Genomic DNA, 19,738 nt, shown 5'->3' with positions numbered 1-19,738 from the left:
CTTTTATTGATTACTTAGTTATTTATTTGATCTTCACTAGTCTATAACCGTTATAATGGCAGCAGTAGCTAGTAAGAGATGTTCAATTGAAATTAGAATTGCCGCAGATAATAACCCAAATTGATCACGATTTGCATCTTTGTGATGAAAAATCATGGCAAAAAGACTTGCGCGAGGTAGTGACCGAGCCCGAACAACTATTAGCCTTAGTTAATATTGCCCCTGATGACTATTTACAACATTTCAAAGCACGGAGTTTATTTCCTGTGCGTGTGCCGCTGTCATTTATTAAGCGCATGAAAAAAGGCGACTTTAACGATCCGCTACTCAAACAAGTCATGCCATTATCCACAGAATTTTCACTTACTGAGGGCTACTCTACTGATCCCTTATTTGAACATGATACGGTCGCCGAAGGCTTATTGCATAAATACAAAAACCGCGTATTGATGATAGTAAAATCGGCATGTGCGATTAATTGTCGCTATTGCTTTCGCCGTCATTTTCCTTATCAAGATAACAGCCCTAATAAAAAGCGTTGGCAAAGTGCCCTTGATTATATTGCTGCCCATAATGAAGTCAGCGAAGTTATTTTTAGTGGTGGCGATCCCTTGATGGCTAACGACAATCACTTGGCTTGGCTGGTTGAGCAAATAGAACACATTCCCCATGTAACACGTTTGCGTATTCATACTCGCTTACCCGTAGTAATCCCTAACCGCATCACAGCAAGCCTTGTTTCCCTGTTAAAAAATTCACGTTTAAAAGCCACCATGGTGTTGCATATCAATCACCCGAATGAAATTAATGATGAGTTAATCGCGGCACTTGAACCACTGCGGGCAGCGCGTATTCCACTCTTTAACCAAAGTGTGCTGTTGCGTGGGGTAAATGATGATGCTGAGATCTTAAGTAACTTAAGTGAGACTTTATTTGATGCCGGTATTCAGCCTTACTACTTGCACCTGTTTGATGCTGTGCAAGGCGCGGCCCATTTTGATGTAGCAGAAGCCGATGCCGTGGCAATAGTTAAAGAGATGCTGGCTCGCTTACCTGGTTTTTTAATGCCTAAGTTAGTACGAGAAATTGCTGGTCAAGCTAACAAAACGCCAATCAATCTGGCATAATTGACAAAATAAAGAACAATCCTCAAAGTAAGAAGTGTTATGACTAAAGCAATTGAACAACAACTTATTGAAAATATTTCAGTGATTTTAAAAAGATCGTTAACCGCTGATGCCACCTTAGCCGATTTACGTGAAAAGAAGAAAGCCAGCTTTAAAGCTATTTTTACCGCCGATGCTAGCTTTACCTGTTCAGCCAACACCTTCCAACCTTATGTTGAAGAAATTGCCGATGATCTTTTACAGTGGCAAGCCAATAAAGAGCAAGGGCACTTAATAGCCTTGGTTAAAAAGATAGAGCAGCTATTCACAGTACTCGCTAACTTTGAGCAAAGCTACATTCAATAACTTAAGCAGGTCAATTACTCAGCAACTCTTTCTGCCATGACTTGTACTTTACAATCATGCTCGTTCAATAAAGCGAGAATATTCAGATTGAGTTGATTGATTTCATCAAGATAAACATCGAAGTCTGTGGTTTTAATATAAGCCAAAATATCCAGCTCAAAGCCATAAATGGTATAGGCTTTAAAATGACTACGCAGCGGTGATTCAGCAACCATCTCGGTCGAACTGAGCATAGCCCTAATGGCTACCAGTAAAGCATCGATATTTTCTTTTTGCGTACTTGGTGCTAAGAATATCTTAGGTCGAAAAACTATTTTTTCTCGCTCAGCATAGTTTTCAATGTTCATGTCAATAAACTTTGCATTGGCGACATAAATAACCGTTCTTTCTAACGTTCGAATACGGGTAGAGCGTAAACCTATTTCTTCTACCACACCAAAGCTATTACCAAAGCGGCAAAAATCACCAATCTTAACCGGCGCCGAAGTGTATAAGGTAATAGCTCCGATAATATTTTCTACGGTTTTTTGCGCAGCCAGTGCAATAGCTAAGCCACCAATACCTAAACCAGCCAATAAGGTAGAAGCATTAAAACCAAGATTTTCCAGCCAGTTCAAAGCAGCAATGCTAAATATAATGAGCTTTATTACTGTGCCAGCAGGTCTTAACAAATACACCGCTAACGGTTTATCTTGAGCAATAAATTTTTCTGCCAATATTATTTTCATTAAATCAATAAAACGAAAACAGACCCAGCACCAAGCAATAATTAATAAAGTACTGCCTTCAGTCACCGCCCTAACGGCAATAGTAACATTGGCTTCATCACTAAAACTACGGGCAAAAATCACCGCGATTAATAATGCTATCGGCTCTTTAATAAACCGTAAAACATCTTCAGACACCTTATGATAAACACGTTTGATACTAAAGGCTGTCAGCCAGGTAAAGACTTTGGCAATAAGGTAATATATCAACATCATCAAGGTGAAATATAACCATTGCCAGAGCATGACGCCAAAGAGGTCTATTGCCGGTAATTTTTTGGCTAAGAACTCCCCCAGAGGAGAATAAGAATAACGCTTAAATAAGCGTGGGATTTTCTCAACCGTGGCATTTGATATTTTCCAAATGCTCACTTTATCTGTTGCTCGAGGAATACGTTGTAATAAAATATCAACCATATTACCTTGGTAATCTACTTGCCCTACCCGTTCTCTATACGAGGGTAGGTTGTCATTTTTACGCCCTTCTTTTCTGACACTAATACTATTGAGATCAACCCATAAGGTTCGGTTTAACACCACAGATAATTGTCTCGCCAACTCTTCTTTACCAACACTTAAAGTTTTTTCTGACAGGTTGCGATAATCTAAATAATGTGTCGCTAAGGCTAGATCACCCGCTCGCATAGCACGTAAATATCCGGCCATAGCACTGCGAGGTTGACCGCGTTCATATTCATCTTGCGGCACATCATATTCATCTGGCTGTAAGCTTTGTTGCGATTTTTTTTTACTATCGAGCATGTTTTTAATGGATAGTACTTCACCATTATTACTTGCTGAATGGGCGCTCAATACCTTTGGGCTGATGAGAAGTATAAATAAGAGCATGATTAGGGTAAGTGGAGAAGGGTCAAAAATAGTAGTATGTTGAGCGGGCTTCATTGCGCCTTTTCCTTGCGATAACATAAAGTAATAGGGCAAAGATAATAACTTAATTACTTAATCACTTCAGGGGGAAATACAATTTTCGGCAATATAAAAGTCACCGTAGTGACTTTTAATTTAGTAGTTTTACTCAAGTACTATTTTTTTACCCGCAAGTCTTTAAAGGCTTTATCAAACCAGTCATCGAGCATCTTCTTCTCATAACCCAAGGATTTATGGCGATATTTCAAGTTACTACCCGACATGAAGTTCATATCTTTTACCACCACTTCATCCGATTGAACTAGCTTGCCATCGGCATCAAACAGTTGATAAGAAAAATTCATTCGTGGTCTATAAATCTGCTTAACAATACGGGTTCTGTGTATGCCAGCAGCATGAGTATCGCCAGCAAGATCAACATCTGTGACATCAATTTTAAGTACTTGCCCCTCAGGCAAGGTTGCCGCTAATTTAGCAAAGTGCTTTTCAAAGTCCCGAAAGATACGCTCTCGAAATGACTTACGGTTTTCATTACCGGCATTAATATCACGATAGCTTTTATAATCAGTCCAGGTTACTTCACTACTTGCCGCAAATGCACCAGGCGCCATTAATGACGTCAAAATTAACAGTGTAACCATATAAATAAATTGTTTCATATGCCATCCTCTCATTAAATGTTCAACTGTAGTAAAACAAAAATCAGCGCTAAAAACTGTGTAAAATTGCTACCTGTAGGTGTTAATTTGTAGCGTAGAACTGTTTCATCACACGGCTAACAATCGCGGCAGTACGATATATTTTTTGTGCTTCATTACTATCTTCATGAACAAAGCCTTGTACTGCACCACGCCAAACTTTTTTTCCCGTGCGAGCATCTTCGATATAAATCAAAAAACTACCTTTTTTCAAACCATCACGGCCCGGTAAACCTGGCGTAATACCAAATTCATGATTGATGGTTTCATCTGATAAATCACTGGCTAAGGCAACACCAAAACCAACATAAAAAGTAGTGTTTTCGGCATTGCGGGTATTGTAAAAACCATGCTTCATTAAATCGCTAATAATAGCATCAGCATAAAGCTTATATACGGCTTGGGTCTGCTCAGCTTTTAATGAAGTTTCTTTGACATACTGAGGTGCCAAAGAAAACGTACTGCCTGGAGAATAAGAAATAGGTATATCTCGTACACTTGAGATGGCCAATTGATTTCTCTTCGCTTGTGGCTCTAGGGGTACAGTCACACAAGCGCTTACCAATAAGCTGCTAAAAAGGACAATGGTTAAACTAATATTTTTCTTCATTATTCAATCCTATAAATATCTATTAACGCTTCAATACTGACTTAATTCGATAATTAAGTATATAAATACATTAAATTAAATTCTGTTACCGATGGTAATTCAAATAATCTATTAAGAACCGATACAAGCCAGGCCAGCATTACCTTAGTGCAAATTTTTTATAGAATAAATATGCAAGAATTTTATGCTAAAAGAGAAATAAATATTAACAACCGTCATAAAAATTCAACGTTCAATGCTTAAACTTATTAACAATATTTTAACCTTGTAGATCGCCGCAATGGCCACCGTTTTTTCAGGGTCATGGCAGCAAAGCTGGAGCAATTAGCACTACTGGCACAAGACGAATTTGATATTGAGTTTAAAGCATTTGCAATTTTAGGGCCTGCTTCCGCACACCACATACTTAGTAAGCTCTCTGCCATGTTTCCAATATTTCTCATCTGAAAGCTTCTTATTTTTAATATTGATTTCTAAACTTTTCAGCCATCACACCAAGCTTAAACATAATATTCCTAGACTTGGCTTGTTTATGAGCGTCAGGTGATAATATTGTCATCAGTAGATAACAGTTTTCATCTAATGAGCCTTGGCAATAGACAAGATGTATATCACTGGTTTGATAGAATTGAAGCTTTCTTAGAGGCAAAGGTTTATCTTCACTGCCTAAATGAATATGCTGAATCTCTTCAGTTAACACTATTGGCAAGTTGTTAGGGTGGTCATAAGGTACATCTCGACCAAAATACTCAGGTGTATTACCTGTGAGTTTATAACTTTTGAAATAAATAACTAACGCATCTAATTAGTCATCAGTTAATATCTGACGGATAATATTACTTTTAAATACTCGTATCACTCTGAAAAATCACCCAACTCGTCCAGTGATGCTTTAAGCAAGTGTTCTGCGCCGTGTTCGGCAATTATCGCAAGCCGAGCACTGGATGGTCTAAAACGAGACGTTTTAGACTGTGACTCGATAAGTTTTACCATCTGTTCATAAAGTTCTGTACCTACCATATAACCCACAGTTTTATTATTTGATAAAACTGCAACTGGTTCGTCCATAAAATAATCACATGGTTTCTTTCTTAATTCGGTTACTGAAACCGTTTTTTCAGCCAATATAGATTGAACTGCCATAAATCACCTCACACATAAAACACAATAACGTACTTAATTAAGTGCATTATTAAGTACATTATTAATTATACTCTTCGTTATAATAAATTCAAACTATATCGATGGATGGTGATTGCTAGTATGCACGCGGTAATACAATGACCTATAGCTATTACTCAGATGGCTACACGTTACCGCAACTTAAAGAATCGAGTGTATTATCTGGCAGCCTCTTTCGATAGGATCAGCCCTATGAGAAAAACTTGCAAAAATGATAAAACCCACCCTAAAGACATGAAAGAACAAGGTCAATTTTAGCTTCAGGAGAGGCGTGTAGATTGAAATTTTGGGCTAATTCAGCTTCATGTTGTGTTATCTAACGCTTGGCGATCATTAAGCAAAGCAAGCCGCTCTTCATTTAATAATTGAAGACGAGTATCTATTTTGGCAAGTTTATTAATATGGCTTTCATGCATGATTATAATATTACCAAGATACGATTAGAAATGTTTTGAGAGATCCATGCGTTGATGAAGAATACGAGCAACATCAATACCGTTATCACTGACTTGATCTCTTTACTTAATAGAAGGCAATATGTTTTTCTACAGGAAAGCTTCTAGAAAAGTAGAAGACACCCCTCTGAAAATTATTAACACAACGTCCTGAAATACCAGCTGAATAGATCAGGTTTATGGTCACAGAGAAAATTAGCGTGGTGAATACTGAATTAATCATAACAATGACATTCGTTAATATTCAGAGGTGTATATGCTATTTTCTATTTTTATTTGTTGCTTAGTATTATGGTTAAATTGACACTTATCTTTAGATGCTGGAGATAGTACTACTTCTGCAGCAATTCTAACCTTGAGACAATTACTTTGCAGATCAATTCTGTCTTTTTGTATAACAGAAAAATCGCCCTCTTCCACCGAATGTAACGAGTATTCGAAAGCAACATTACTGCCTTCAAATATTGCGGTAAATATTGCTCCAACCAAAGCCCCCGCTAAGGCGCCAGCAATCATATCCTCGTGGTTACCATCGATGTTATCGATAATTCCAACTGCAGCTCCGCTGGCAATGCCTGTTTTAACTTCAGATGAAAGCTCGACCTGATTTATCGACTCAACCGACGCATAAAACACTTTTATTATTTTATTTTGACTTGCACGCTCCACTCCTGGAGTTGCGCAGCCCATCAAAATAAAGGCTAGAGAAATTAATAATGTTTTCATAAATATAACCTTATTGGCATAACTAAATGGATTAAACCAATCTACTGGCAAAAATACAAATTTACAAGTCGATAATTGTTAGTAAAGTGTACTGATTATGTAGCGGCTAGTGTGAGACGTCTAAGCGAGTAAAATATCTGCACTGTTATTCTATAGCAAAATATAAAAACAAAAAAACTCACCGAAGTGAGTTTTTATTATTTATAGCAAGGAAGTGCTATAAGCAGTTAATGCTTTATGCGCAGGATAAATGGTTTAATTCAAGGCGCTTTATGGTGACGTTTAGTGTTTCTTAAACGAACTATAAAGCAACGATGAAATTAACAATTTAGACCAGCATAAATTACATCATGCCGCCCATGCCGCCCATACCACCCATGCCGCCCATGTCTGGCATAGCACCGCCAGCATCTTTGGTTGGTGCATCAGTGATCATAGCTTCAGTAGTTAACATTAAGCCTGCAACCGAAGCAGCAAACTGTAAAGCACTACGTGTTACTTTAGTCGGGTCTAAAATACCCATTTCTAACATATCGCCATAAGTACTGTTACCGGCATTGTAACCAAAGTTACCTTTACCATTACGTACTTCGTTAAGTACCACTGAAGGTTCATCACCACAGTTAGCAACGATTTGACGAAGTGGAGCTTCCATCGCACGGATAACAACATTAATACCGTGTGTTTGATCTTCGTTAGCGCCTTCTAAATCTTTAATGGCTTGAGCTACACGAACAAAAGCAACACCACCACCAGCAACTACGCCTTCTTCAACGGCAGCACGGGTAGCACTCAAAGCATCTTCTACTCGAGCTTTTTTCTCTTTCATTTCGATTTCAGTCGCTGCGCCAATTTTAATAACCGCAACGCCGCCAGCTAATTTAGCTAAACGCTCTTGTAATTTTTCTTTATCATAGTCTGAAGATGACTCTTCAATTTGACCACGAATTTGCTCAACACGTGCTTTAATATCAGCTTCATCACCAATACCATCAATAATGATAGTGTTATCTTTAGTGATAACTACACGTTTAGCTTGACCTAAGTCTTCTAACGTTGCTTTTTCCAGTTCCAAACCAATTTCTTCAGAAATCACTGTACCGCCAGTTAAGGTGGCAACATCTTGTAACATCGACTTACGACGATCACCAAAACCTGGCGCTTTAACCGCGGCAACTTTAACAATACCGCGCATGTTGTTAACCACTAATGTGGCTAGGGCTTCACCTTCAACATCTTCGGCAATAATAAGTAATGGTTTACCTGATTTAGCCACAGCTTCTAACGTGGTTAACAATTCACGGATGTTAGAGATTTTTTTATCGACTAATAAAATAAATGGGTTTTCTAATTCAACACTGCCATTTTCTTGGTTGTTGATGAAATATGGTGATAAATAACCACGGTCAAATTGCATACCTTCAACAACATCTAGCTCATCCGTTAAGGCTTGGCCTTCTTCAACAGTGATAACGCCCTCAGCACCTACTTTTTCCATCGCGGTAGCAATGATTTTACCAACAGTTTCATCAGAGTTAGCTGAAATTGTACCAACTTGCTCAATGGCTTTATTGTCAGTGCAATCTTGAGATAATTTTTTAAGCTCGGCAACTGCGGCGATAACCGCTTTGTCGATACCACGTTTAAGATCCATTGGGTTCATACCCGCAGCAATAGATTTTAAACCTTCGTTAACAATAGCTTGAGCTAAAACAGTAGCAGTAGTAGTACCGTCACCCGCTTCATCGTTAGCTTTAGACGCAACTTCTTTTAACATTTGCGCGCCCATGTTTTCAAATTTATCTTCTAATTCAATTTCTTTCGCAACAGTTACACCGTCTTTAGTGATCATTGGACCACCAAACGATTTATCTAACACAACATTACGGCCTTTAGGACCTAAAGTTACTTTTACCGCGTCAGCTAAAATATTGACACCACGTAACATTTTTGCACGTGCGTCATTACCAAATACAATTTCTTTTGCAGCCATTATCTTTTCCTATTAATTTGTTGGGATAGAGCCAAAATTATGCTCAACATCAGGTTAAAAATCAGTGAATTATTCAACAATCGCTAAAATGTCAGATTCATTTAAAATAAGAACTTCTTCACCATCAATTTTTTCAGTTTTAACGCCATAACCTTCACTGAAGATCACGTTATCGCCAACTTTAACGTCTAAGGCACGAACTTCACCGTTATCTAAAATACGGCCATTTCCTACGGCAATAACTTCACCGCGGGTAGATTTTTCTGCGGCACTACCAGTTAAAACAATACCGCCAGCTGATTTTGATTCTGCATCTTTACGTTTAATAATCACACGATCGTGTAGTGGACGAATAGCCATTTTTTTTCTCCAAAATGATTCTGTTGTATGGGGTAGTGATTAAATGAGTAATAAGCATTTAACACCAATCTTTGTTGCTAATAGTAATGGGGATAAAATAAATCTTCACAAGCCCTAAGCTAAAAAACTTTAGTCTGCTAAAACTATCAAATACCCTTTTCATTGATTAATTTTACCTAATTCACTGCGGGTCATTTATCACCACAAAGCGCTTGCTTGGGTAATCGCGAACGATTGACAGTGAAAGTACTAATATATTGGCTCTTTAGACCCGTGCAAAGTGTTTAGGTAATGGGGTTGCTCTCACTAATCTTTACGCTTGAACTCACCTTCTAAAGTCTCGCCTTGATGATGTGAAATAGGTTTATTGGCTGAAGCTCTCGACGAAGTAAATGGCTCACTGGTATTTTCATGTTGATAGACATTGCCCGATGCGCCGTGATTGAAGGCAGCGCCGGCGCCAAACTGATTAATCTTGATATGCTGTTGTACTTTATTGGCTATAGCGTTACGTACACTAGGTACCAGTAACGACAAGCCGAAAATATCGGTAACAAAGCCAGGTGTTACTAATAAAACACCGGCCACTAATAACATTAAACCGGTGACTATTTCTTCAGAAGGCATTTCACCTTGTGCCATTTTAGTTTGTACTGACTGTAAAGTTACCAAGCCTTGTTGACGGACATATTTAGCCCCAAGCCATGCACTTAAAATAACAATAGCAATGGTTGGCCAAAGACCAAGTAAGGCACCCACTTGCATAATTACCGCTATTTCGATGACAGGGATAATGATAAACAGCACAAATAATAGTTGAAACATAATAATTCCTTATTTCTATGAAACTTATATTGGGCTAAACAGGTCTTTTTCAAGACCAGTGAATGAGTATAAATATTAACCCTAAGTTTTCCTTAATACTCAGGGTATACTATCAACAAGATTGCAGGAATTAGGTAACAAAATTGTATCAATTAGTATTAACAACGTGCCCAAATGAAACCGTAGCCCAAAATATTGCTCAGCAATTAGTTACAGAAAAACTTGCTGCCTGCGTTAATATTATCCCTAACATCACCTCAGTATATTATTGGCAAGGCGAATTGCAATGTGATAATGAAGTGCAATTGCTGATAAAAACCGATGAAAACACCTTCGCCGCCTTAAACGAACGAATTAATCAATTACACCCATATGACGTGGTGGAAATTATTGCCTTGAATATCCAGCAAGGTGATAAGCATTATTTAAACTGGATCTCCAATTCTTTGAAGTAGACTGAATGAAAAATTTACTTTCCCTATGCTTAATTATATTAACAACCTTTACGATTCTTCCGGCAGTAGCGCAAGAGAAGCAATCAATTTTTGATATATCTAACACTAGCTTGTTTAGTAATGATGATGAATTCTTAAGAGTAGACCAAGCATTCACCTTCAACTTTTATCAAAAAAACAACCAATTAGAAGTTAGCTTCGATATAGCTGCTGGCTATTACCTTTACCGTCATCAATTTAAGTTTAAGGGTGAAAACATCACCTTTACTCCGGTTGAGTTACCGAAAGGTATAGACCATGAAGATGAATTTTTTGGTATTCAAAAAGTATTTACTGAACACTTAAGCTTTGTCATAAATCTTGAGCAGGTCTCAAGTAATGGCAGTATTAAAGTCACCTACCAAGGTTGTGCGGAAAAAGGCCTATGTTATCCGCCCACGAGCAAGGTAATAGAATTAAGTAAAATAAGTTCAGCTGATGATGCCTCCGTATTTTCATCCTTATTTAGCACAAGTGACAATAACGCAAGTACTCTTACGGTAAATAACCATAATAAGACTCAGCTAAAGCAAGGTGAAGTTCAACAAAGTGAGCAACATCAGCTGGTCGATATGCTCAAGCAAGAGAGTTTGCTATTAACGCTTATAGCTTTTTTTGTCGGTGGCTTATTGCTGTCCTTTACGCCTTGTGTTTTCCCTATGTACCCTATTTTAACTGGGATTATTGTTGGCCAAAGTAAAAAAGGCACCCCCTTAACCACGAAGAAAGCGTTTACCTTATCTTTTGTTTACGTACAAGGTATGGCGGTAACTTATACCTTACTGGGTATTGTCGTTGCTTTAGCAGGAGCCAAGTTTCAAGCGGTATTTCAACACCCTATCGTACTGATTAGTTTAAGTGTTTTATTTATTTTCCTAGCCCTTTCTATGTTTGGTCTGTTTAATTTAGCCTTACCTGCTAGTTGGCAAAACAAGCTTAATGCCATGAGTAACCAACAAAAAGGTGGTTCCTATACCGGTGTGTTAATGATGGGCGTGATCTCAGGACTGGTCGCCTCACCCTGCACTACCGCACCTTTAACAGGGGCATTGTTGTATATTTCACAAACAGGTGATGTAGTCCTTGGCGCCTCTGCTTTATATGCCTTAAGTTTGGGCATGGGTCTACCCTTGTTAGTACTAGGCAGCTCTGGCGGCAAGTTATTACCAAAAGCGGGAGCCTGGATGAATATCATTAAGAATATCTTCGGCTTACTATTGTTAGCCGTACCCATATTTTTACTTGAGCGATTTATTCCAGAAGTGGCTAGCCAAGCGCTCTGGGCATTATTGCTATTAGTCAGTGCTAGTTATTTCTATGTTGCCAACCAAAATCATGCGGCAACGCAAAAAAACCAGCAAGAAAAAGGTTTCTGGTACGGTTTGCGCTCTTTAGTTATATTCTTGATGCTGTTTTTTGGTGCCAATATGGCCTACCAACTAGTCTATCCAAACACGAATACGGCTAACAATAGTGCTCAACATGCCAGTTTTAAACAAGTAACGTCTTTAGCGCAACTGCAAAACGAAGTGAAAAATGCGAATCAACAAGGTAAAACTGTGATGTTAGATTTGTATGCTGATTGGTGCATTGCTTGTAAGGAATTTGAAAAGTATACCTTTACTGATAGCCAGGTTCAGCAAGCGCTGAGTAATAGTGTTTGGTTACAGATTGATATGACTGACTTTGATTCTAGCAATAATGCCGAGCTTGTGCAGCATTATACTATTTTGGGCTTACCCTCCATCTTGTTTTTTGATTTACAAGGCAATGAATTAACCAAGCAGCGCACCACCGGCTTTATAAATGCCACTGAGTTTACTGCTCACATTCAAACAATATTTAAATAGTTAAACGGTTGAATAGTCAATTTATCAGTGAAATCTGTTCAGTCCATCTTGCTTAGATTGACTGAACAGCAGCCAAACAGATTAATTGTCTTAGGCTGACTTACCTTCAGTTACTTCAATAGTAACTTCTTTAGCAACTTTCCAGTAACCTGCTGTGGTGTGTTTATCTAACACGGCGAACAATTCTGCTTCAGGTATTGGCTTAGAGAAATAGTAACCTTGAATAATATCGCAATCATTTTCAGTCAAACTACGTAATTGCGCTTTAGTTTCAACGCCTTCCGCCACCACGATTAAGCCTAGGTTTTTTACCATAGCAATAGTTGAGGTGATAATTTGAAAATCAGAATGATTTTCAAGCATGCCAAAAATAAAGCTTTTATCTATTTTTATAACATCCACCGGCATTTTCTTTAAATAGGCTAGTGATGAATAACCTGTACCAAAGTCATCAATAGCAAAACTAAAGCCAATCCTTTTTAACGACTGCATCATGGCGATGGTGTGATCCATATCTTTTACTAAGGTTTGTTCGGTTAACTCTAATTCAAAATCCTGAGCGCGAAGAGAAAATTCTAGTAATAATTCTGTTAAGAAGTGCGGTAAATTACTATCCATAAACTGGCCAGCAGATAAGTTAATGGCTATTCGTGAATTAGCTAAACCATATTTTTTAATGGCTACCGCTAACTCAAAACATCGGCGGATAATCCAATAACCGAGCTCAATCATGTGCTGTGAGTTTTCTAGAATGGGGATAAAGTCTTCCGGGGAGATCATTCCGCGTTCAGGGTGCTGCCAGCGTAACAGTGCCTCAAAACCATATAGCCTTTTCGTTTTAGCACAGATTTGTGGCTGTAAACTTAAACTAAATTGTTGCTTGGCTAGCGCTTGCCTTACTTCACCTTCGAGCATCACTCGATGGGCAACACGTTGAAACATTTCGGGGTGGTAAACATGATATTGTCCACCACCATTATCTTTTGCTTCATACATGGCAATATCAGCATGACTGATCAAGTCATCAGACTTCTCAATAGCCGATTCGGTATAAGCGATGCCGATACTGGTAGAGACATAGAATATATTTGAACCCAATTTAATCGACTCTTTAAACTGTAACAGTAGCTTTTCAGCGACTTCAATAGCCTCGCCAATATTTTTAAGATGACTGAGTACGATGACAAATTCATCGCCACCAAAGCGAGTGGCTAAATCTATATCACCAACACAAACGCGCACACGTTCTGCTGCTTGGATCAGTAGTTTATCGCCGATATTATGACCATTACTATCATTAACCTTTTTAAAGTCATCTAAATCGAGAAACAGTACCGCGACACCACTTTTATGACGAGCAATATTGGCAAGTGATTTACGTAGCTGATAGTTCAGCATATTTCTATTGGGCAAGCCAGTAAGTAGGTCATACATGGCGATATTTTCTAACTCTTTGGTCTTTTGCTCGACCACTAAGTTAAGCTGCTCTAGTTCAAAACTAAGTTCTTGTGATGCATGCGCTAACACATCCAACTCATCAGCAAAAATGCGCGGCCTTTTTAGATCAACTTGTCGAAATTCATCAAACTTTTTTTGCGCTAACAGAGGCAGTGCATTAGAGAGTAACAATAATCGTTTGGTAAACGGGCTAGAGATATAATAAACAAAGGCGGCTAACAAGATAAAAATAATACTTAAAGAGACAATAAAACGCAGTTGATAAGCATCATTCTTAGCCTTAAAGGCCGATACATCATCAATTAAGACTAAATAAAAGCCCTGTTTCCCCTGCTTGGCCAGCTCAAGTAAATTAAGTAAATAGCTATTATTGCCAATATTAAGTTGCAGGCCTTGTTCAAGGATAGTGTTTAACGTTGAGTCAGACCTATTCAATGTTAACAAGGACTCCGTTAGTCTCATATTCGACGCTGAAATAACTTTTGCACTGGCAATATTAATGACATTATTATCTTGGTTTTCGATACGAATAACCGCTACATCTCTATCTAAGGTGGTCTTTAGCGCAAATAGCATATCAACTAATGAAGTGCTCATAGTCACAACAACCATATCCCCTAACTTATTGAGCAAGGGTAAACTCAACAGTAATTGGCAGTTTTGTGGGCAATAAATCCTATGCTTGGGCTCTTGTAGCCTGAACACTTGGGCAATATTTTCCTGTACAGCTTGAGGGAAGTCGTTGGTTGAAAACAAAATATTTTGATGATCATCCACTAACCAAATATCTTCTACATTGAGGTGTAATTGCAAAGCGTCATATTGTTTTTCAAGCTGTTTGGTTAGAGAAGAGAAGTCATCTTGCTCAGATAATTCGATCAAATCAGTGAATGTTTCTAACCAGACCGTTATTTTAGTACGCAAGATATTATTGTGTAAGTTAACTTGCAGTTGACCTTGCACAGTATTATTTTGCTGAAATTCTCGATAATCTTGCTGCAAACGCCAATAGGACAGCGAGGAGAAACCCACAGCTAAAAAGAGTAAGGTTGATACAATTAGTATCAATAATTTGGTTGGTACACCAACAAATTTTTTATTCATGATAATACTACTGCTAGAACCAATACATCAATTGTACGGCCCACATTTGCCAATCTTCAGCATTATTAATGATGGTATTAGGCACGACCACAGGCGTTAGCCTGCCCGCACCTTTCACCCAATGATACTCCATGCGCATGCTAAAATTACTGGTAATGTCGTAATTAACACCTAGGGTGATATCCTTATGAAAAGCAAAATAATATGGAATAGCTCCGCCGGTGATCTGTTGTAATTCTTTACCGTCTTTATCCTCTTTATTTAGGTAGAAATCTTCATATCGAGCTAACAGCGTTAATTGTTGCGTTAACTTATAGCGTGATTGTAAATAAAAGCCTTGACCCATATTATCGAGTTGAAAAGCCGGGAAATAAAAGCCATCTATGGTAAATCGTTGCTGATATATTTCACCACTAAACTCCCATTTTTCGCCTTCATAAATGGCGTTCATGGTATAAAATTGAAAGGTAAAATCACTATCAAAGAAAACATCTCCGCTACCAACACCACCTTGGTCATAGATAAAGCCAGCCTCAAGCAATGATAGCCCAAAACGCCAAGGCGAAAATGCCGGTTGCCAATAGATACTTGCTTGCGCATCATAATCTTGCTCAGCAGTCCCTTGAGCATACTCACTCAATATATTCTTAGTTTGTTCATCTGAAATAGGTGAGGAACCATAGCTTAATTGCCAATCAAAGTTACCATATTCATCGGTACTGTGACTTAATTTCGCCGCGATACCATCGCTACCGACAGCGATATCTCTAAAACCATCAAAATAAACAGATTGTGGTAGGATAATACTGGGTCTGGCAAAGGGAATATCTCGAGAGCTTGAATAAAGCCAATGATTATTTTTAAATCGGCCAAAATATACGTTAGCCTGCCAAGACTCATTAGTAAACGCAGACCAGTCTAACAGCGCATAATCTACCCGGGCACCTTGTGAATAACGATTGCCACCATCTAAATAAACCACCTGAGCGGCCAAGCGAAACTTATTTGTTAATTGATAGGAAGCATTGAGACCAATTTCGGTTAGCTCTGCCGATAGTCCACCGTCATCATTAACAAAATCACTACCGTTTACGTCAATAAGGCCTTGTGAAATAAAACCATGTAGTTGAAAATCTTGCGAGTTAGCATAATCTGCTTGCACTGTAGTCGCACCACCAGCCACTAACAATAAAACGAACAAGTATGTTCGGGCAAGAAAAAATCGAGCACAAAACAAATTATTAACTCTGCTCGATACTTCTACAGCAACATTAATCTTTAATTTTGACAACATTTATTACTCCTTTAACGCTAACCTTTTGCCCATCATCCATATTAAGGGCGCCTTGACTAAAGTTATTATAGCTTTGACTTAGTTTTATTAACGTTGCCTCACTTATATAACCAATAGCTCCAGGAGTGTTACTGACAGCTTGAATAAGTTCTTGTTCAGACTTTACCACCGCCGGTGCTACGCCTAATCCTGAATAAGTCAATTTATGCCAGATACGATTGAGTTGATAGGGAAAAATTTGCAAACGCTCTTTAGCAAAACGTTGGTGCAGAGCATCCTGACTAGGTAAAACAAATACCGTGATAGCATGGTTATCACTCCAGCGTAACTGACGCATAGTATAAATACGCCGTAACTGGGACTTAGTTAAACTACGTTCAACAACTTGTGGATGAGTGATTACTTCAATAGCTGACACTTGTGAGCTCACAAGGCACGCTAGTATAAGTACAATAGCCAGAAAATAGTATTTAATAAGGAGGCCCTACAATAAAGCTAAAGAAATGTAAAAATACTTTTAAAAATCAATACAGTAATAACTATAACTAGGTAATGATAGCCCAAATCAGTAAAAAATCAAACACCTGCGGCTGCATAAAGAGGTTTGACCAGTACTTTGCAGCTATATTCTTCGAAAACATAGTGATTATCGCCAATAACAAAAAAACAGTTGAAAGTTAACCTTTTTAGTTCACAGCGCCGTTATTTTATGTAATTATTAGCCCTAATGATTTTTAAGGGTGTTTTAGCAGAAGATGAGCATAAAGTTTACAGTTTTAGTGTTAAATGGCCCAAACTTAAATATGCTGGGTAAACGGGAACCTAGCATCTACGGTACACAAAGCTTAGCTGACATTATTGCTGAGTTGAACCAACAAGCTACTGAAAAACATATTGAGTTAAAACATTTACAAAGCAATGCTGAGCATGAATTAATCGATGCGATTCACCAAGGGTTCCAGCAGGTAGATTTCATCATCATTAATCCGGCTGCATACACTCATACTAGTGTCGCCCTTAGAGATGCTTTACTTGCTGTGGCCATACCTTTTATAGAGGTACATTTATCAAATGTGCATGCGCGTGAAGCTTTTAGAAAACACTCATATTTATCTGATATCGCCCAAGGTGTTATTTGTGGTTTTGGTGCACAAGGTTATAGCTTCGCTCTAGAAGCGGCAAGCACCTACTTAAACAAAGCAGCAAACGACAAATAACCATCAATTACAAACGCAGCAGTTAATGAGCAAACATTAACCTACTATTAAAAAATATTAATTTTAGTAACCCAAATTAAGGTGTCCCAATGGATATTCGTAAAATAAAAAAACTTATCGAACTGGTTGAAGAGTCCGGTATCAACGAGCTAGAGATCTCTGAAGGTGAAGAATCAGTACGCATTTGTCGTGGTGCTACTATCGTTGCAGCAGCGCCTATTGCCGCCCCTATTGCGGCCCCTGTTGCGGCTCCAGTTGCGGCTCCAGTTGCTGAAGTAGCGGCTCCAGCACCTACTGGTCATATCGTTCGTTCTCCTATGGTTGGTACTTACTATGCTTCCGCTTCACCTGATGCACCCGCATTTGCTGAAGTCGGTAAACATGTAAATGCTGGCGATACTTTATGTATTGTTGAAGCAATGAAAATGATGAACCAAATTGAAGCGGACAAGTCTGGCGTTATTAAAGAAATTTTAGCGAAAAATGAAGACGCAATTGAATTTGACCAACCGCTATTCATCATTGAATAAGCCCATATATATTCAGAAATAAGGGTTATTCCATGTTAGATAAAGTTGTTATCGCCAATCGTGGCGAAATTGCCTTAAGAATATTGCGCGCTTGTAAAGAGCTTGGTATCAAAACCGTGGCTGTTCATTCAACTGCTGATAAAGACCTTAAACACGTTTTATTAGCGGATGAAACCATTTGTATTGGTAAAGCACCAGCACCTGATAGCTACCTTAATATTCCGGCAATAATTACCGCAGCAGAAGTAACCAATGCGGTTGCTATTCATCCAGGTTATGGTTTTTTAGCAGAAAATGCTGATTTTGCTGAACAAGTTGAAAACTCTGGTTTTATCTTTATCGGTCCAACGGCAGACAGCATCCGTATTATGGGTGATAAAGTTGCGGCAATAAAATCGATGAAAGGTGCGGGAGTGCCTTGTGTACCTGGCTCTGATGGCCCATTGACTGAAGATGAAGCGCAAAATAAGGCTCATGCCAAACGCATCGGTTACCCGGTAATCATTAAAGCGGCTGGCGGCGGCGGTGGCCGCGGCATGCGTGTAGTGCGTAGCGAAGAAGAATTAGTCGAGGCTATTGCCTTAACCAAAATAGAAGCGGGTACTATTTTCAAAAATGATATGGTTTACATGGAAAAATTCCTTGAAAATCCACGTCATATTGAAATTCAAATCCTTGCAGATGGTCAGGGCAGCGCAATTCACTTAGGTGAGCGTGATTGTTCAATGCAACGTCGTCATCAAAAAGTGGTTGAAGAAGCACCTGCTCCAGGTATTACCCCTGAAATGCGCGCCAAAATTGGTGAGCGTTGTTGTAATGCTTGTCTTGAAATTAACTATCGCGGTGCTGGTACGTTTGAATTCTTATATGAAAATGGTGAATTCTACTTCATTGAAATGAATACCCGTATTCAGGTTGAACATCCAGTAACGGAAATGATCACGGGTGTTGACTTGATCAAAGAGCAACTACGTATTGCCGCTGGTCAACCATTATCATATACCCAAGACGATATTAAAATTTCAGGTCACTCAATTGAATGTCGTATAAATGCGGAAGATCCTCGTACTTTTATTCCGTCTCCGGGTAAGATTACCCGTTTCCACCCACCAGGTGGTTTAGGTGTACGTTGGGATTCTCATATTTATGCTGGTTATTCTGTACCGCCACATTATGACTCTATGATTGGTAAACTAATCACTTGGGGTGATAACCGTGATGTTGCTATTGCGCGTATGCGTAATGCCTTAGCCGAATTAGTGATTGACGGTATTAAAACTAATATTACTTTGCATCAAGATATTTTAAATGATCAAGGTTTTGTTAATGGTGGTGCTAACATTCATTACTTAGAGCAGAAGTTAGCTGAACTTGACTAGTTTTTGTTAGAAAACACTATTGCTCACTCCTAGACCTGCTGTCTCCGTGAGCTAGCTTACATCTTGTACATATCGAAAATGTGCGTCCTGCATTTTCTGAATACCGTACATCCTGTACATATCGAAAATGTGCGTCCTGCATTTTCTGAATACCGTACATCCTGTACATATTAAAAGCTCTGCAAATGCAGAGCTTTTTTGTTATTCTAGCGCGGTAAATATTTCACTTATTTTGAGTTAACAACGCTTATGTCAAATCCCCATGAAAAACCCCTAGCGCCAGCCGACGATGACTGTTGTGGTGGTGGTGCCTGTAATCCTTGTGTATGGGATGGTTATTATCTTAAATTACAAACATGGCGCATTGAAGAAGCAAAACGCAGGGAACAAACCAAGGCAGAGTAAAACTCAAAATAAAGCTTTGTATCCGCACATA

Annotated in this window: 20 protein-coding genes; 8 read left to right on the top strand and 12 right to left on the bottom strand. The window is 38.6% G+C overall.

Going from position 1 to position 19,738, the window contains the following annotated elements; translation table 11 throughout:
• Positions 1-86: 86 nt before the first annotated feature.
• Together epmB and ASU03_RS03240 are read left to right on the top strand one after the other, a co-directional pair.
• Positions 87-1,127, top strand: coding sequence for an EF-P beta-lysylation protein EpmB (epmB, locus tag ASU03_RS03245; protein WP_231731472.1), 1,041 nt, complete (start codon positions 87-89; stop codon positions 1,125-1,127).
• 39 nt (positions 1,128-1,166) lie between these two features.
• The gene (locus tag ASU03_RS03240; protein ID WP_057830446.1) at positions 1,167-1,472 is read left to right on the top strand and encodes a hypothetical protein; all 306 of its coding nucleotides are present in this window, start codon (positions 1,167-1,169) and stop codon (positions 1,470-1,472) included.
• A 14-nt stretch (positions 1,473-1,486) separates the two neighbouring features.
• On the opposite strand, the gene ASU03_RS03235 is transcribed toward ASU03_RS03240, so the two are convergent.
• The 9 genes from ASU03_RS03235 to ASU03_RS03195 form a co-directional block, all read right to left on the bottom strand.
• Positions 1,487-3,142 carry a mechanosensitive ion channel family protein gene (locus ASU03_RS03235; protein WP_057830445.1) on the bottom strand — a complete coding sequence of 552 codons (1,656 nt, stop codon included), beginning with the start codon at positions 3,140-3,142 and terminating at the stop codon, positions 1,487-1,489.
• A gap of 140 nt (positions 3,143-3,282) precedes the next feature.
• Entirely contained in the window at positions 3,283-3,786 is a 504-nt protein-coding gene (locus ASU03_RS03230) for a DUF3016 domain-containing protein (protein WP_057830444.1), read from the bottom strand.
• 82 nt (positions 3,787-3,868) lie between these two features.
• On the bottom strand, positions 3,869-4,435 hold the full coding sequence (locus ASU03_RS03225) for a DUF4136 domain-containing protein (RefSeq protein ID WP_057830443.1): 567 nt from the start codon (positions 4,433-4,435) through the stop codon (positions 3,869-3,871).
• Positions 4,436-4,895: 460 nt separating this feature from the next.
• Entirely contained in the window at positions 4,896-5,225 is a 330-nt protein-coding gene (locus ASU03_RS03220) for a type II toxin-antitoxin system YafO family toxin (RefSeq protein WP_231731502.1), read from the bottom strand.
• Between the two features lie 65 nt (positions 5,226-5,290).
• Positions 5,291-5,578, bottom strand: coding sequence for a type I toxin-antitoxin system antitoxin YafN (gene yafN / locus ASU03_RS03215; protein WP_057830442.1), 288 nt, complete (start codon positions 5,576-5,578; stop codon positions 5,291-5,293).
• Between the two features lie 731 nt (positions 5,579-6,309).
• Positions 6,310-6,798, bottom strand: a complete 489-nt coding sequence (locus tag ASU03_RS03210) for a hypothetical protein (RefSeq protein ID WP_197411184.1) — start codon at positions 6,796-6,798, stop codon at positions 6,310-6,312.
• 343 nt (positions 6,799-7,141) lie between these two features.
• A complete protein-coding gene (groL, locus tag ASU03_RS03205; RefSeq protein ID WP_057830441.1) occupies positions 7,142-8,791 on the bottom strand; it encodes a chaperonin GroEL in 1,650 nt (549 codons plus the stop codon).
• Between the two features lie 69 nt (positions 8,792-8,860).
• Positions 8,861-9,151 carry a co-chaperone GroES gene (locus ASU03_RS03200; protein ID WP_057179817.1) on the bottom strand — a complete coding sequence of 97 codons (291 nt, stop codon included), beginning with the start codon at positions 9,149-9,151 and terminating at the stop codon, positions 8,861-8,863.
• A gap of 306 nt (positions 9,152-9,457) precedes the next feature.
• Positions 9,458-9,976 (bottom strand): FxsA family protein, encoded by a 519-nt coding sequence (locus ASU03_RS03195; RefSeq protein WP_057830440.1) that lies wholly within the window; start codon positions 9,974-9,976, stop codon positions 9,458-9,460.
• Positions 9,977-10,119: 143 nt separating this feature from the next.
• Here ASU03_RS03195 and cutA point away from each other — a divergent pair, with 143 nt between their 5' ends.
• Together cutA and ASU03_RS03185 are read left to right on the top strand one after the other, a co-directional pair.
• Positions 10,120-10,431, top strand: coding sequence for a divalent-cation tolerance protein CutA (gene cutA / locus ASU03_RS03190; protein WP_057830439.1), 312 nt, complete (start codon positions 10,120-10,122; stop codon positions 10,429-10,431).
• A 5-nt stretch (positions 10,432-10,436) separates the two neighbouring features.
• Positions 10,437-12,320 (top strand): protein-disulfide reductase DsbD, encoded by a 1,884-nt coding sequence (locus ASU03_RS03185; protein WP_057830438.1) that lies wholly within the window; start codon positions 10,437-10,439, stop codon positions 12,318-12,320.
• 90 nt (positions 12,321-12,410) lie between these two features.
• Here ASU03_RS03185 and ASU03_RS03180 read toward each other — a convergent pair whose 3' ends face one another.
• Genes ASU03_RS03180 through ASU03_RS03170 form a run of 3 tightly spaced genes read right to left on the bottom strand, consistent with a single transcriptional unit; the run spans position 12,411 to position 16,606 of the window.
• Positions 12,411-14,882: a putative bifunctional diguanylate cyclase/phosphodiesterase gene (locus ASU03_RS03180; protein ID WP_057830437.1), complete on the bottom strand. Its 2,472-nt coding sequence runs from the start codon at positions 14,880-14,882 to the stop codon at positions 12,411-12,413.
• Between the two features lie 13 nt (positions 14,883-14,895).
• On the bottom strand, positions 14,896-16,176 hold the full coding sequence (locus ASU03_RS03175) for a hypothetical protein (protein ID WP_057830436.1): 1,281 nt from the start codon (positions 16,174-16,176) through the stop codon (positions 14,896-14,898).
• Complete coding sequence (locus ASU03_RS03170; RefSeq protein WP_197411183.1) at positions 16,154-16,606, bottom strand: hypothetical protein; 453 nt, start codon at positions 16,604-16,606, stop codon at positions 16,154-16,156. The genes ASU03_RS03175 and ASU03_RS03170 overlap by 23 nt, the downstream gene beginning before the upstream one ends.
• A gap of 325 nt (positions 16,607-16,931) precedes the next feature.
• On the opposite strand from ASU03_RS03170, the gene aroQ reads away from it, so the two are divergent.
• The 4 genes from aroQ (at position 16,932) to ASU03_RS19710 (ending at position 19,707) form a co-directional block, all read left to right on the top strand.
• Positions 16,932-17,393 (top strand): type II 3-dehydroquinate dehydratase, encoded by a 462-nt coding sequence (aroQ, locus tag ASU03_RS03165; protein ID WP_057830435.1) that lies wholly within the window; start codon positions 16,932-16,934, stop codon positions 17,391-17,393.
• Positions 17,394-17,482: 89 nt separating this feature from the next.
• Positions 17,483-17,923: an acetyl-CoA carboxylase biotin carboxyl carrier protein gene (accB, locus tag ASU03_RS03160; protein ID WP_057830434.1), complete on the top strand. Its 441-nt coding sequence runs from the start codon at positions 17,483-17,485 to the stop codon at positions 17,921-17,923.
• A 32-nt stretch (positions 17,924-17,955) separates the two neighbouring features.
• Positions 17,956-19,302, top strand: coding sequence for an acetyl-CoA carboxylase biotin carboxylase subunit (gene accC / locus ASU03_RS03155; protein ID WP_057830433.1), 1,347 nt, complete (start codon positions 17,956-17,958; stop codon positions 19,300-19,302).
• Between the two features lie 249 nt (positions 19,303-19,551).
• Positions 19,552-19,707 carry an oxidoreductase-like domain-containing protein gene (locus ASU03_RS19710; protein ID WP_082627122.1) on the top strand — a complete coding sequence of 52 codons (156 nt, stop codon included), beginning with the start codon at positions 19,552-19,554 and terminating at the stop codon, positions 19,705-19,707.
• The last annotated feature ends 31 nt before the right edge of the window (positions 19,708-19,738 follow it).

This window comes from Colwellia sp. TT2012, assembly GCF_001440345.1.
Classification (GTDB): domain Bacteria; phylum Pseudomonadota; class Gammaproteobacteria; order Enterobacterales; family Alteromonadaceae; genus Colwellia.
The sequence above is the reverse complement of the archived record's forward strand: the minus strand, read 5'-3'. Positions and strand labels throughout refer to the sequence as shown.

Excerpts from the sequence above, each read along its gene's own strand:
- ASU03_RS03240 (WP_057830446.1), top strand. The coding sequence starts at position 1,167 with ATGACTAAAGCAATTGAACAACAACTTATTGAAAATATTTCAGTGATT.
- ASU03_RS03235 (WP_057830445.1), bottom strand. The coding sequence starts at position 3,142 with ATGAAGCCCGCTCAACATACTACTATTTTTGACCCTTCTCCACTTACC.
- ASU03_RS03230 (WP_057830444.1), bottom strand. The coding sequence starts at position 3,786 with ATGAAACAATTTATTTATATGGTTACACTGTTAATTTTGACGTCATTA.
- ASU03_RS03225 (WP_057830443.1), bottom strand. The coding sequence starts at position 4,435 with ATGAAGAAAAATATTAGTTTAACCATTGTCCTTTTTAGCAGCTTATTG.
- yafN (WP_057830442.1), bottom strand. The coding sequence starts at position 5,578 with ATGGCAGTTCAATCTATATTGGCTGAAAAAACGGTTTCAGTAACCGAA.
- ASU03_RS03210 (WP_197411184.1), bottom strand. The coding sequence starts at position 6,798 with ATGAAAACATTATTAATTTCTCTAGCCTTTATTTTGATGGGCTGCGCA.
- groL (WP_057830441.1), bottom strand. The coding sequence starts at position 8,791 with ATGGCTGCAAAAGAAATTGTATTTGGTAATGACGCACGTGCAAAAATG.
- ASU03_RS03200 (WP_057179817.1), bottom strand. The coding sequence starts at position 9,151 with ATGGCTATTCGTCCACTACACGATCGTGTGATTATTAAACGTAAAGAT.
- ASU03_RS03195 (WP_057830440.1), bottom strand. The coding sequence starts at position 9,976 with ATGTTTCAACTATTATTTGTGCTGTTTATCATTATCCCTGTCATCGAA.
- ASU03_RS03185 (WP_057830438.1), top strand. The coding sequence starts at position 10,437 with ATGAAAAATTTACTTTCCCTATGCTTAATTATATTAACAACCTTTACG.
- ASU03_RS03180 (WP_057830437.1), bottom strand. The coding sequence starts at position 14,882 with ATGAATAAAAAATTTGTTGGTGTACCAACCAAATTATTGATACTAATT.
- ASU03_RS03175 (WP_057830436.1), bottom strand. The coding sequence starts at position 16,176 with ATGTTGTCAAAATTAAAGATTAATGTTGCTGTAGAAGTATCGAGCAGA.
- aroQ (WP_057830435.1), top strand. The coding sequence starts at position 16,932 with ATGAGCATAAAGTTTACAGTTTTAGTGTTAAATGGCCCAAACTTAAAT.
- accB (WP_057830434.1), top strand. The coding sequence starts at position 17,483 with ATGGATATTCGTAAAATAAAAAAACTTATCGAACTGGTTGAAGAGTCC.
- accC (WP_057830433.1), top strand. The coding sequence starts at position 17,956 with ATGTTAGATAAAGTTGTTATCGCCAATCGTGGCGAAATTGCCTTAAGA.
- ASU03_RS19710 (WP_082627122.1), top strand. The coding sequence starts at position 19,552 with ATGTCAAATCCCCATGAAAAACCCCTAGCGCCAGCCGACGATGACTGT.